The sequence below is a fragment of the Specibacter cremeus genome (assembly GCF_003946885.1).
Taxonomy (GTDB): domain Bacteria; phylum Actinomycetota; class Actinomycetes; order Actinomycetales; family Micrococcaceae; genus Specibacter; species Specibacter cremeus.
This window is the reverse complement of sequence record NZ_RWKQ01000028.1, coordinates 12,153-23,970: the sequence shown is the minus strand read 5'-3', so window position 1 is coordinate 23,970 and position 11,818 is coordinate 12,153. Positions and strand designations below refer to the sequence as shown.

Here is an 11,818-nt window from a genome sequence, read left to right as displayed (position 1 = left end):
CTCACCCGGTGAGGCCGCTGAACGACGGCTCGGCCGGCTCGGGCACCGCGGGATCCCGCGACCAGCCCTCGTTCTCCAGCTTGATGTGCGAGATGGCGACGGCGTTGGCATTGGCGTCCAGGTCCGGCAGCGCCTGGTACTCGGACACCCAGCACCGGTAGATGTTGTAGGCGAGGGCCAGCTGGCCGGCCTCGTTGTAGACCTCCAGGATGATGTCCTTGCGGAAGTCCTTCAGCGAGACCTCGGCGCCCAGGCCCGCGCCGAAGTTCCACACCTTGTTCGCCCACGCCTCGAACTCCACGTCGTGCGTGACGCCGCGCTCGACCGTGATGGCGTCGAACTCGGTGCGCCCGGGAGACTTGCGGCTCGAGGACGGGTCTCCGCCCTCGCGGTGCTTGACGACCTCGGTGGTGCGCTTGAGCCCGCCGACCTTGCTGACGCCCGCCACGTACCGGCCGTCCCACTTGATGCGGAACTTGAAGTTCTTGTACGGGTCGAAGCGTTGGGCGTTGACGCTGAACTGGGCCATGATGCCCCCCTAGGCCTGGACCGCCCCAGCGATCTGCTGGAGGGTGATGATGACGAACTCGGCCGGCTTGAGCGGGGCGAAGCCGACCACGATGTTGACGATGCCGGCGTCGACGTCGTTCTGCGTCGTCGTCTCCTTGTCGCACTTGACGAAGTATGCGTCCGCCGGTTTGGCCCCCTGGAAAGCGCCCTGGCGGAACAGGTTGTGCAGGAACGCCCCAATGTTCAGCCGGATCTGCGCCCACAGCGGTTCGTCGTTCGGCTCGAACACGACCCACTGGGTGCCCCGATACAGGCTCTCCTCGATGTACAGGGCGGTGCGGCGCACCGGCACATACTTCCATTCGGAGGCCAGCCGGTCGTCGCCGGCCCGGGTCCGGGCACCCCACACGAGGGTGCCGGCGGCGGGCAGGGTGCGCAGGCAGTTCACGCCCAGCGGGTTCAACTCGCCGTTCTCCGGGTCGTTGAGCGGGACGGAGAGGGCCACGACGCCGTTGACGGTCGCATCAAGCCCGGCCGGCGCCTTCCACACGCCGCGGGCCGAATCCGTGCGGGCGTAGATCCCGGCGACGGCCCCGCACGGCACGACGTCGTAGCGGCCGTTGCCGCGCAGCGGGTCCACCTCGGTCAACCGGGGGAAATACAGCGCCGCGTTGGCGCTGGTGGTGCCCAGCGTGGCCACCCCCTGCTTGGCCGCGTCCTTCGTGGTCCACGCGACGGGCGGGTCGACCAGCAGCATGGCCCGGCGCGCCTCGCAGTACGCCACGGCGTCCGGCAACAGGCCGCCGTAGTCCATGTCGCCGTCGACCGTGAACGGCGGGATGCACAGCATGTTGAACAGGTCGGCGTCGGCCAGCGCGTACAGGCCCTGCTTGGCGGCTTGCTTTCCGGTGCCGGTGAAATCGCCCGTGTCGATCGGCCCGCCGTCGGTGGCCGCGTCGGCGGCAGCGACACCCACATCGGCGGCCGCCGCCGGGCGCGTGGCGGGCAGCGGGGTGACGGCGGCGACGAGCGTGGATTCGTTCTTCAGCACGGCGTCGACGAGGCGGGTGTGCCCGGGGGTGACCGAGACATTCCGGTGGACCTCGACCCTGCCCGTGGCGCCGTCGCGCACGGACAGGTTGAACAGGTTGGCCGCGTCCGGACCTGTGACGTCCTGGTCGATGGTCGCCTGCAGGCCGTTGCCCCAGGCGCCGGGGTACAGGGCGCGCAGGCCGAGCCCGGACACGGTCAGGGACGCGAAGTCCGGTGCCGTGGCCGTCTCCGCCGCCGCCTGGGCGGCCGCGACGACCGTGTCGACGGTCGCACCGGAGGCCGTGGAGGCCGCCGTCGCTGCCGCCGCGATCGCCTGGGCCACGCCCATGGCCGGGTCGGTCGTGTACGTGCCGGCGGCGGTCTGTGCCGCCACGGCGACGGTCGCCGGCGTCGATCCGGCCTTGGCGGCCTCGTCCGTCGCGGCCTTGACCACGGCCGCGGCCGCCGCGACCGCCGCCGCGCGGTCGCCGTCGTTCGCGAACAGCGGGTGGAACAGCCGCACGATGATCGCCTGGCTGCCGCCGTTGCGGTAGAAATCGCGCACCGCGTACCCGAGGGTGGCCTGCGCCCAGAGCCCACCGAACGTCCGCTCGAAGTCGGCATAGCTGTTGATGGTGACCGGGGTGTCCGTCGGACCGCGCACGGCCCGGCCGATGAAGGCCGTGATGGACGTCGCGACCCCGGTGATGGTGCGGACGCCGCTGCTGATCTCTTGGACGTAAACGCCCGGATAACTCGTTGTCACTGGCATTGTGACCCCCGCCAGAGTATCGATTGAATACCGATACCGTTGGGGCCCTGCCCCCAGGGCCCTCAACGGTGAATGTGAAAGTACGTCACCCAATCACTGTTCATGGTGCGCGCGGACACCGCGTAGTGTCAATGGGAAGGGGTTCCCGATCGACGAGTCGACGAAGCAGCGGGTCAGCTGCCGACGCCGGCGTACGAGTGCAGGCCGGAGAAGTAGACGTTCACGATCGTGAAGTTGAAGACCACGCACAGGTAGCCGACGATCGAGAGCCAGGCGGCACGCGTGCCGGTCCAGCCACGGGTGGCGCGGGCGTGCAGGTAGCCGGCGAACACCACCCAGATGACGAACGTCCACACCTCCTTGGTGTCCCAGCCCCAGAACCGGCCCCACGCCTTTTCGGCCCAGATCGAGCCGAACATCAATGTCAGCGTCCAGCCGACGAACGCGATCCCGTTGATTCGGTAGGACATGTTCTCCAGGCTCAGCGCCGTGGGGACCAGGCGCATGAACGGCAGCCTGTCATCCCTGCCACCGGCGATGGCACCCTCACGGCGCGACTGGATCAGTTGCAGCACGGACATGGCGAACGTGAGCGTGAACAGGGCCGAGGACAGCACGGCGATGGAGACGTGGATGACGAGCCAGTAGCTCTGCAGTGCCGGGACCAGATGCCCGGCCGGGGTCCAGAACGACACCGAGGCGGCCGCGAGCATGAGCAGCGACAGGCCCGTGACGAACACGCCAAGGAAGCGCAGGTCGCGACGGATGAGCACGACGAGGAACACGGCGCTGACCAGGAAGCCGCCGGTGGTGCAGAACTCGTACATGTTGCCCCACGGCACGCGCCCGGCGGCCAGTCCGCGGAACAGGACGCCGGCGCCGTTGGCGGCGACGGCGAGCAGCGTCAGCGCCACGGCCACGCGGGCCACGGCGCGGCGCGGGCCGGCGTAGCGCATCGAGTCGCCGGCCGTGACGCCGTCGGCCGGCGCGCCGTCGTGGCGCTTGCTGCTGGGGCGCTCGGCAATGTCGGCGGGGCCCACACCCAGGATGGCGGCGCCGACGCCGGCCAGCTGGCGGTCCCGCACCACCTGGCCGGACGCGGCCGCACTGGTGGCCGCCACCTTCCGCGTGGTCTTGGAATACGTCATCAGGTCCCAGGCGAACGCGACGAACGCGACCGCGTAGGCGATCCCGGCGACCAGCATGAACCGTTCGCTCAGCAACGCAAAACTCTCATTGATCGGTGGCATTAGAGATCCTTACCCGCCGTGGCGGCGTCCCGTGTCGATTCTCGGTGGTCCTGCGAAGTGTCCTGCGAGTTGTCCTGCGAGTTGTCTTGCGGCGCCCCCGTACCATCATCCGCCGCGGCGGTCTCCGGCACCACCCACGTGGCGCGCAGCGCCTTGCCGATGGCGACGGCCTCGCCGGCCAGCCGGTGGTCCTCGCCGCGGGCCAGCAGCCCGTACTCGACCATGGTGCGCCCGTCCGGGTGGTTGCCCGTGCGGATCCAGACGCGCCGGCGGCCCAGGAACAGCGAGGCGACCAGCCCGGCCAGGGCCAGCACGGCGAAGATGAGCACGTAGACCTGGCCGGGGTCGTGGCGGACGTCGAGCGCCGCGTAGCGCTTGAGGCCGTCGAAGCTGATGGAGCCCTTGCCCTCGGGCAGGGTGTACTTCCCGCCCGGGCCGAGCACGATGCCGCCGGGCTTGAGGTTGCGGCCGTTGAGCTGCTTCATGCCGGAGGTGTCCAGCGTGAACACGTTGCGCGGGATGCCGCCGTCCAGGCCGAGGTCGCCGTAGAACGAGTTCAGGTTCAGCTGCGGGTTGAACGGGTCGGGGTCGGAGCCGACCGCCAGCCCCTTGTCGTTCAGCATCGCCGTGGGCAGGAAGAACCCGACGAAGCCGAGCTGGCTCGGCTTCGCGTCCGGGACCTTGATGACCATGAGGGACGTGTACGCCCCGTCGGTCGGGACGGCGACGACCGGGCCCTGGAACGCGACCTTGCCGGCGCCGTCGCGGACCGTCACGACGGGCGCGTAGCCGTTCCCGACCAGGTAGACGTTGGTGCCGCCGATCGAGACGGGGTCGTTGACCTTCAGCGTCTGCTGCACCGGCGCGGCCGTCGGCGAGTCCTTCGTGGTCAGCGTGGCGTTGAAGTCCAGCGGCTGCCCGTAGTGGGCCTTGGATTCGCGGTCGTACTTGACCGTCAGCTTGTCCAGCGTGATCGAGTACGGCCCCAGCTGGTTCTCGTTGAAGTACGTGCCGGGCTTGAACGTGTCATACCCGACCAGCGTGTTCACGAACGTGTCCCCCTCCACGACGATGCGCTGGCCGGAGTAGCCGAATAGCCCGGAACAGGCGACGGCGGCCAGCACGCCGATGAGGGACACGTGGAACACGAGGTTGCCGACTTCCTTCATGAAGCCGATCTCGGCGCCGACGGACGGCCGCTCGCCGTCGCGCACCTCGACCCGGTAGCGGCGCTTCTTGAGCACGGCGGCGGCATCCCGCACGGCGGCCGCGGCGTCGACGCCGTGCGCGGCCGGGATCTCGAGGGTTCCGTACTCGGCCAGTCGCGAGAGCCGCTTGGGCGTGCGCGGCGGCGCCGAGCGCATGGCCTTGTAGTGCACCTTCGCGCGCGGCACCACACAGCCGATGAGGGACACGAACAGCAGCAGGTAGATGGCGGCGAACCACGGCGAGGAAAAAACGTCGAAGAGCTTGAACCAGTCCATGATCGGCCCGGCCGTCTTGTGCTCCTGCAGGTATGCGGTGACCTTGGCGGCGTCCTGCCCCCGTTGCGGGAACATCGAGCCGGGCACGGCCGCGACGGCCAGCAGCAACAGCAGGAACAGGGCCGTGCGCATGCTCGTCAGCTGGCGCCACGCCCAGCGCAGGCTGCCGACGAACCCGAGGGCGGGCAGCGCGACGTCGTCGGCGGCGGGCTTGGTCTTCCGTGCTTCTTTCACCGGGTTCTTTTCCATCAGATTGGCATTGTCTTTAGATTGGCATTGTCTTTAAATGGGCAGGGTCACTTCATTGGCAAACCAGAATTGCAGCTGGTTGATCCAGGTGCCCCACAGGCCCGTGACCATCAGCAGGCCCAACACGATCAGCATGCCGCCGCCGAACCATTGCAGGCCGCGCCGGTGCGTGCGGAAGAACGCGAGCGCCCCGAGCCCGCGCCGCGCGCCGAGCGCGATGAACAGGAACGGCAGGCCCAGGCCCAGGCAGTACACGAACGTCAGGAACGCCCCGCGGGCGGCGCTGGAACCGTCGGAGAACGCGAGTGCCTGCACGGCGCCGAGCGTGGGGCCGGTGCACGGGGCCCAGCCGAGCCCGAACGTGATGCCCAGCACCGGCGCCCCCCACAGGCCGGCCGGGGCCCTGTTGTGCACCTTCGCCTCGTTCTGGAGCCAGGAGAAGCCGCCCAGGAACACGACGCCCATGATGATGACCACAACGCCGAGCAACTGTGTCACCCACGCGGCGTCGGGCCCCTTCAACCAGGCGCCGAGCTGCCCGAACACGGCACCGATCAGCATGAACACGACCGAGAAGCCGAGCACGAACAGCCCGATCCCGGCCACCATGCGCCCGCGCCGCCGCGTCGCCAGGTCGGCGCCCGTCAGCCCGCTGACGTAACCCAGGTACCCGGGCACCAGCGGCAGCACGCACGGCGAGGCGAACGACACCAGCCCCGCCAGCAGGGCCACGGGCAGGGCCAGCAGCATGGAGCCGCTGAGCACCGTCTGGGCGAAGGGATTGTTCATGGCCGGACCGGTGCGCTACTTCTCGCCGACCACGGTGGTGATGAGCGCCCTGAGTGTGCCCTTGTCGGCCTGGCCGAGGATCCGGGCCGAGATGCGGCCCTGCCTGTCCAGCACGAGCGTGGTGGGCACGGCCGCCGGCGGCACGCCGTACCGGGTCAGCGCGAGCAGCACGCCGCCGTCCTTGTCGTTGAAGCTTGGGTACGTCAACCCGAACGTGCGGTCGAACGCCTCGGCCGTGGCCTTCTCGTCACGGATGTTCACGCCATAGAACTGCACGCCCTGCGGCGCGAATTCCGTGTGCAGTGCCTGCAGGCCGGGCGCCTCCGCCCGGCACGGCGAACAGGCCGCGTACCAGAGGTTGAGGACGGTGATGTGGCCGGTGAACGAGGCCGAGTCGACCTTGGTGCCGTCGAAGAGCGTGCCCGTGAGGCCGGTGACCTGCCTGCGGTCGGCGGCCTTGTACTCGGTCACGGACCCGTCGCCGGCGATGTAGTTCTTTCCGTCCCCGGCGTTGGCCTGCTTCGCCAGCGGATCCGTGGACGCGCACGCGGCCAGCCCGAGGGCGAGGGCGGCGCCGGTCGCTGCGAGCAGGCCTCTGCGGCTGATGGAGGAAGTCACGAATTGGTCCATATCCATAAACACTGTGGGGTACTGGTGGCCGCCGGGTCCGGGGCACATCGATCTTCTACTTTACGTCGAAAACCTGTGAGTCCACACCCGGGCCGCCATCAGGCTCCCGGGGTGGTGGCGGCGCCGGGCAGCAGGGCCGCGGCCGGTTCGCTGTATTGCACGCCGACCACGTCGTCGCCGTCGAACGTGAGGCTGGTCAGCGACGCGAGCGTGCATTCGCGCCGGCGCGGGTCGTGCCACAGGCGCTTGCCCTCGGCGCGCCGGCGGGTCGCCCAGATGGGCAGCTGGTGGCTGACCATGACGGCCTGCGCGCCGTCGCCGCCCAGTTCAAGGGCACGACGACGGGCGTCGCGCGCCGCCGCCAGCATGCGTTCCGCCTGGGCCGCGTAGGGTTCGCCCCAGGACGGGCGCAGTGGGTTGCGGAAGTACGGCCAATGCCGCGGCTTGAGCAGCTCCCGCGGCGTCACGACCAGGCCCTCGAAGTGATTTCCCGCCTCGATGATGCGGGGGTCGGTCGCAATGTCGAGGCCCAACGCCTCGGCCGTGGGCACCGCCGTCTCCTGTGCCCGCGTCAACGGTGAGGCGACAAGGTAGACGGGCGCGCCGCCGTCGTTCCGCAGTTGCGCAAAGTGATCGGCGACCATGGCGGCCATCGCCTGGCCACGCTCGGAGAGGTGGAAGTCCGGGAGCCGGCCGTACAGCACGCGGTCGGGGTTGAATACCTCACCGTGGCGCAGGAGGTGGACAGTGACTCGGGGCATGCCTCCCAGTTTCCCAGAGTTGGCGGGGTTCGGGTTAATCAGGCAACTCCCAGAAACGCCGGGCCGCGGCGCGGTCCGGGAAACTTTCAAAAAAGTTTGCCGAGTCGGGAATAGTAGATGCAAACGCATGCTTGTACCCCGTGAAGGCCGGACAGACCCGGCCTGGAACAACACTTTCCACTTAGCCAAGGAGACGACCATGACCGCCACCGCCATTGAAACCACCGGACTCGCCGCAGGCGCCTGGACCTTCGACGCCGCACACAGCGAGGTCGGCTTCACCGTCCGCCACGCCGGCATCAGCAAGGTCCGCGGCAAGTTCACCGATATCGCCGCCTCCCTGGAGCTGGGCGAGACGGCCGAGGAATCGTCCGTCACGGCCACCATCCAGGCCGCCAGCTTCTCTTCGGGCGATGAGGGCCGCGACGGGCACGTCCGCAGCGCCGACTTCTTCGACGTCGAGACGCACCCGACCCTGTCCTTCGCCTCCAACTCCGTGTCCATCGACGACGACGCGTTCGAGCTGGCCGGCGAGCTGACCATCCGCGGCATCGCCAAGCCCGTCGTGTTCAAGGGCGAGTTCAACGGCGTGGCCGTGGACCCGTTCGGCGCCACCCGCGCCGGGTTCGAGGCCAAGACGGTCATCAGCCGCAAGGAGTTCGGCCTGACCTGGAACGCGGCGCTGGAAGCCGGCGGCGTGCTGGTCAGCGACAAGGTCACGATCACGCTGGACGTCGCCTTCGTGAAGGCCGCCTGACCCCTCCCCGAATGGGTCTCGACGGGCTCGACCACCGGTGGTCGAGCCCGTCGAGACTCGCGGTGGTCGAGCCTGGGCCCACGGCCGCGAGGGGCCCCGTCCGAGCTTGCGAGGGCGGGGAGCGGCTGGGGAGCGAGACCCGCGGATTTCCAGCATCTACCGCCCATTGGTTTCTGCGCGCGGCGGGTCTACTGTTGGCCCATGAGTGATCCCCATGCCTTCCCGGATCCCGGCCGGCCGGACCGGCTGGGCCGGTTGCCCGGCGGCGGATTCTCCGGGTTGTTCAGTGTCCGCGGGCTGCCATCGCTGTTGAAGATCTCCTACATCCTGTGGCTGGTCTCGGCCGGCTTCTGGCTCATCGGCACGTTCTTCCTGTTCCTGATCTCGCTCTTCACGTTCAGTGGCCGCGGCCTGGCCTCGGCAATCGTGTCGCTGGCCCTGATTGCGGCGATCCTGGTTCTCCTGTTGAAACTGAAGGAGGGCCGGCAGTGGGCCCGCATGGCGCTGAGCGTCATCGCCGCATTGACCATCGTGCTGACATTCTTCGGCGCCGGCACCGGCCTGCTCGGCGTCGTGGCCACGATCCTGATGTGGCTGCCGGAGTCCTCCGCATGGCTTGAGGGGCACGGGCGGGCCACCTGAGCCCGCCCGGGGCGGGCAAACGCCAAGGTGGCCGCGATAGGGTTGAACCAGGCCGTGTCGCGGCCCTCTCGCGTCATGCCGGGGCACACCGCGATCCACGGTTCCCCGATCCCACGACCCAGGACCGCCGCGATGAGCACACCCGACATCCCGCCCCACGACCCGCCCGGCACCGACCCGGCCGCCGGCTCCAGCGCGGGTGCCCAGCCGGACCCGCAACCGGATGCCCAGCCGCCGCGCCGCCCCGGCACCTACGGCGAGATCGCCCCGGGCGTGCCTCGCTACGGACAGTACGCCCCGGAGGGGTGGCGGCCGCCCGGCCAGCAGTCGGCGCCCGTGCCGCCGGCGCCCTACCAGCCCCCGTTCCAGCCGCCAGGCGCGAGTCACCCCGGCCAGTGGACCCGACCGGCACCCGGGCAGCCGCCGGCACGCGTGCGGCTGGCGGCGCGGCTCATCACGATCGCGGGCGTCCTACAGGCCGTGTCAACGGTCGTCCTCGTGTTCTCCATGTTCGCCCCGGCCGCGCAGTCGGTGCTGCGGGAGGCGTTCAAGGCGGCCGCCGCCGGCGACCCGCAATTGGAGGCCGCCCTGACGGATCCGGCGCTGCTGACCAGCGTGCTGGTCATCGCCACCGCCCTGAGCCTGGTCGGCGCCGTCCTGTATTTCTGGATGGCCACGTCAATTCGCAGGGGTCGGAACTGGGCCCGCATCGTCTCCACCGTGCTGGCGGCCATCTCGCTGATCGCCCTGTTGCAGCCGAACTTCCTGGCGGTCATCCAGATCGGGCTGGGCGTGGTCGGCGTCGCCATGCTCTACCGATCCCCCGCCAAGGAGTACTTCACCCGCCCGACGCCGCCGCGATACTAGCGCCTTGTGGCCTCCCCGGGCCGAAAAGTGCGGGGGCGTTGTTCGGGGGGCCCGGCTACGCGCCCGGGCGGCCCTCGTCCAGGCCGGGCTCCTGCAGGCGCTGGGCGTGGTAGGCGAGGATCTGCAGCTCGGTGGCCATGTCGACCTTGCGCAGGTTCACATGGTCGGGGACCTGCAACAGCACGGGCGCAAAGCTGAGGATGCTGTGCACGCCGGCGGCCACGACCCGGTCGGCCACGTTCTGGGCGGCGCCGGCCGGCAGGGCCAGCACCGCCATGTTGGCGCGCGTGCGGGCCAGGATCGGTTCCAGGTCGGCGACGTCGCTCACGCGCAGCCAGCCGACCTCCGTGCCGATCACCATCTGGTCGGCATCGAACAGGGCCACGATGTCGAAGCCGCGCGATTCGAAGCCGGCATAGCCGGCCAGCGCCCGGCCCAGGTTGCCGGCACCGACGATGGCCACGCGCCATTCGTGCGTCAGCCCCAGCACGTGGGCGATCTTCCGGTTCAGCGGATCCACCTCGTAACCGACCCCGCGGGTGCCGTACGAGCCGAGGTGGGACAGGTCCTTGCGCACATTCGCCGACCCTACACCCGCATACTCGGCCAGCGCCTCGGACGAGACGCGTTCCACGCCGTCGGCCAGCAGTGCGTTGAGCGCACGCAGATACAGCGTCAGCCGCGACACCGTGGCAGGCGGCAGCTGGGGGGCCAGGTGCCCCGGTTCGTCCGGGATGTTCGCGTCGGTCACCATTGAAACTCCAAGTATCCAGGCCGCGCAACGGACGGATCGGTCCGTCAACGCCAGCCTACCCAATACTCTAGGGCCGTGTTCGGCGCGCAACAAAAGGACCGTGCCGGGTTCAGTGCCCCGATCCCATGGCCTCGGTCAGGATGCGGGTCAGCCGGGCCGCGTCGATGTGCCAGAAATCTCGCTGCACGCCGTCGACCAGGACCACGGGAACCTCCTCGGCGAAGCGGCGGGCGAGCGCGGCGTCGTCGTCAATCAGCCGCTCCGTCCAGGGCAGGCCGACGGCGGCGCTGACGCCGGCGACGACGGCGCGGGCGTCCTCGCACAGGTGACAGCCGGTCTTCGTCACCAGCACCAGCTCGGGCAGCGGTCCCGTGGCCGCGGCTTCGTTCTCCATGCCACCACGGTATCCCCGGAAACGAATTCACCCCAATGGCGCCCGCCGTTGGCCCGCATGGTGCGCGCCACCACGAGGGTTCGCCGGAATTGACTAGACTCAGTGCATGCCCGACGTGACGATGGAACATGCCGGCCTTCTTCCGGCGGTGTCGATACGTCCGGGCGAGGCCGCTTTTTTTGACGTCGACAACACGTTGATGAAGGGTGCCAGCCTGTTCCACGTGGCCCGGAAGATGTACCAGAAAAAGGCGTTCACGCTGCGCGACGCCGCGGGCTTCGCGTGGAAGCAGGCCACGTTTGTGCTGCGCGGCGAAAGCCTCGAGGACGTCCATTCGATCCGTGAGTCGGCACAGAAGCTGGCCCGCGGGATCAGCGTCGAATCCGTCGCCCTGCTCGGCCAGGAAGTCTACGACGAGATGATCGAGTCGAAGATCTGGCCCGGCACGCGCGCCCTGACGAAGGAGCACCTGCGCTCCGGCCGGCGGGTGTGGCTGGTCACGGCCACGCCCATCGAGGTCGCCGCCGTCATCGCGGAGCGTCTGGACCTGACCGGCGCGTTGGCCACGATTCCGGAAATCGTCGACGGCGAGTACACGGGCAAGCTCGTCGGCGAGATCCTGCACGGGCCGGCGAAGGCGACGGCCGTCAGGGAACTGGCCGAACGGGAGGGCCTGGACCTGGCCCGCTGCTGGGCGTACAGCGACTCATTCAACGACGTGCCGCTGCTCAGCGCCGTCGGCCATCCGGTGGCCATCAACCCGGACGCGAAGCTGCGCAGGCATGCGCGGGAGCGAAACTGGCCGGTGTACGATTTCCGGTCCGGGCGCCGGGCCGCCACGTTCGGGTTGCGGGCCGCCACCGGCGCCGGGATCGTCTACGGGCTGTGGAAGGGCTTCACGAGGATGCGCCGGCATTAGGGCGTGTC

The 11,818-nt window shown here is 69.5% G+C and carries 13 protein-coding genes; 4 read left to right on the top strand and 9 right to left on the bottom strand.

Annotation, left to right across the window (positions count from 1 at the left end):
• Position 1: 1 nt before the first annotated feature.
• The 7 genes from EJC77_RS12035 to EJC77_RS12005 form a co-directional block, all read right to left on the bottom strand.
• Positions 2 to 529 (bottom strand): phage tail protein, encoded by a 528-nt coding sequence (locus tag EJC77_RS12035; RefSeq protein WP_125612919.1) that lies wholly within the window; start codon positions 527 to 529, stop codon positions 2 to 4.
• A 9-nt stretch (positions 530 to 538) separates the two neighbouring features.
• Positions 539 to 2,308 (bottom strand): phage tail sheath family protein, encoded by a 1,770-nt coding sequence (locus EJC77_RS12030; RefSeq protein ID WP_205787209.1) that lies wholly within the window; start codon positions 2,306 to 2,308, stop codon positions 539 to 541.
• 179 nt (positions 2,309 to 2,487) lie between these two features.
• A complete protein-coding gene (gene ccsB / locus EJC77_RS12025) occupies positions 2,488 to 3,564 on the bottom strand; it encodes a c-type cytochrome biogenesis protein CcsB (RefSeq protein WP_125612915.1) in 1,077 nt (358 codons plus the stop codon).
• Complete coding sequence (gene resB / locus EJC77_RS12020) at positions 3,564 to 5,297, bottom strand: cytochrome c biogenesis protein ResB (protein WP_125612913.1); 1,734 nt, start codon at positions 5,295 to 5,297, stop codon at positions 3,564 to 3,566. The genes ccsB and resB overlap by 1 nt, the downstream gene beginning before the upstream one ends.
• A 33-nt stretch (positions 5,298 to 5,330) precedes the next feature.
• A complete protein-coding gene (locus EJC77_RS12015) occupies positions 5,331 to 6,086 on the bottom strand; it encodes a cytochrome c biogenesis CcdA family protein (RefSeq protein ID WP_125612911.1) in 756 nt (251 codons plus the stop codon).
• Positions 6,087 to 6,101: 15 nt separating this feature from the next.
• Positions 6,102 to 6,704 carry a TlpA family protein disulfide reductase gene (locus tag EJC77_RS12010; RefSeq protein WP_240630182.1) on the bottom strand — a complete coding sequence of 201 codons (603 nt, stop codon included), beginning with the start codon at positions 6,702 to 6,704 and terminating at the stop codon, positions 6,102 to 6,104.
• Positions 6,705 to 6,814: 110 nt separating this feature from the next.
• The gene (locus tag EJC77_RS12005; protein ID WP_125612909.1) at positions 6,815 to 7,477 is read right to left on the bottom strand and encodes a histidine phosphatase family protein; all 663 of its coding nucleotides are present in this window, start codon (positions 7,475 to 7,477) and stop codon (positions 6,815 to 6,817) included.
• 199 nt (positions 7,478 to 7,676) lie between these two features.
• On the opposite strand from EJC77_RS12005, the gene EJC77_RS12000 reads away from it, so the two are divergent.
• The 3 genes from EJC77_RS12000 (at position 7,677) to EJC77_RS11990 (ending at position 9,743) form a co-directional block, all read left to right on the top strand.
• Positions 7,677 to 8,234, top strand: coding sequence for a YceI family protein (locus EJC77_RS12000; RefSeq protein ID WP_125612907.1), 558 nt, complete (start codon positions 7,677 to 7,679; stop codon positions 8,232 to 8,234).
• A gap of 201 nt (positions 8,235 to 8,435) precedes the next feature.
• Positions 8,436 to 8,876: a hypothetical protein gene (locus tag EJC77_RS11995; protein ID WP_125612905.1), complete on the top strand. Its 441-nt coding sequence runs from the start codon at positions 8,436 to 8,438 to the stop codon at positions 8,874 to 8,876.
• A 132-nt stretch (positions 8,877 to 9,008) separates the two neighbouring features.
• Positions 9,009 to 9,743, top strand: coding sequence for a DUF6264 family protein (locus EJC77_RS11990; protein ID WP_125612903.1), 735 nt, complete (start codon positions 9,009 to 9,011; stop codon positions 9,741 to 9,743).
• A gap of 55 nt (positions 9,744 to 9,798) precedes the next feature.
• Here the strand turns inward: EJC77_RS11990 and EJC77_RS11985 are convergent, their stop codons facing one another.
• Both EJC77_RS11985 and EJC77_RS11980 read right to left on the bottom strand, forming a co-directional pair.
• Positions 9,799 to 10,497, bottom strand: a complete 699-nt coding sequence (locus EJC77_RS11985; RefSeq protein WP_125612901.1) for a redox-sensing transcriptional repressor Rex — start codon at positions 10,495 to 10,497, stop codon at positions 9,799 to 9,801.
• 109 nt (positions 10,498 to 10,606) lie between these two features.
• Positions 10,607 to 10,891, bottom strand: a complete 285-nt coding sequence (locus EJC77_RS11980) for a glutaredoxin family protein (RefSeq protein WP_125612899.1) — start codon at positions 10,889 to 10,891, stop codon at positions 10,607 to 10,609.
• 106 nt (positions 10,892 to 10,997) lie between these two features.
• Here EJC77_RS11980 and EJC77_RS11975 point away from each other — a divergent pair, with 106 nt between their 5' ends.
• A complete protein-coding gene (locus EJC77_RS11975) occupies positions 10,998 to 11,810 on the top strand; it encodes an HAD family hydrolase (protein WP_125612897.1) in 813 nt (270 codons plus the stop codon).
• The last annotated feature ends 8 nt before the right edge of the window (positions 11,811 to 11,818 follow it).

Bases quoted from the DNA above. Each gene is read 5' to 3' on its own strand.
- EJC77_RS12035 (WP_125612919.1), bottom strand. From the start codon at position 529: ATGGCCCAGTTCAGCGTCAACGCCCAACGCTTCGACCCGTACAAGAAC.
- ccsB (WP_125612915.1), bottom strand. From the start codon at position 3,564: ATGCCACCGATCAATGAGAGTTTTGCGTTGCTGAGCGAACGGTTCATG.
- resB (WP_125612913.1), bottom strand. From the start codon at position 5,297: ATGGAAAAGAACCCGGTGAAAGAAGCACGGAAGACCAAGCCCGCCGCC.
- EJC77_RS12015 (WP_125612911.1), bottom strand. From the start codon at position 6,086: ATGAACAATCCCTTCGCCCAGACGGTGCTCAGCGGCTCCATGCTGCTG.
- EJC77_RS12005 (WP_125612909.1), bottom strand. From the start codon at position 7,477: ATGCCCCGAGTCACTGTCCACCTCCTGCGCCACGGTGAGGTATTCAAC.
- EJC77_RS12000 (WP_125612907.1), top strand. From the start codon at position 7,677: ATGACCGCCACCGCCATTGAAACCACCGGACTCGCCGCAGGCGCCTGG.
- EJC77_RS11995 (WP_125612905.1), top strand. From the start codon at position 8,436: ATGAGTGATCCCCATGCCTTCCCGGATCCCGGCCGGCCGGACCGGCTG.
- EJC77_RS11990 (WP_125612903.1), top strand. From the start codon at position 9,009: ATGAGCACACCCGACATCCCGCCCCACGACCCGCCCGGCACCGACCCG.
- EJC77_RS11985 (WP_125612901.1), bottom strand. From the start codon at position 10,497: ATGGTGACCGACGCGAACATCCCGGACGAACCGGGGCACCTGGCCCCC.
- EJC77_RS11980 (WP_125612899.1), bottom strand. From the start codon at position 10,891: ATGGAGAACGAAGCCGCGGCCACGGGACCGCTGCCCGAGCTGGTGCTG.
- EJC77_RS11975 (WP_125612897.1), top strand. From the start codon at position 10,998: ATGCCCGACGTGACGATGGAACATGCCGGCCTTCTTCCGGCGGTGTCG.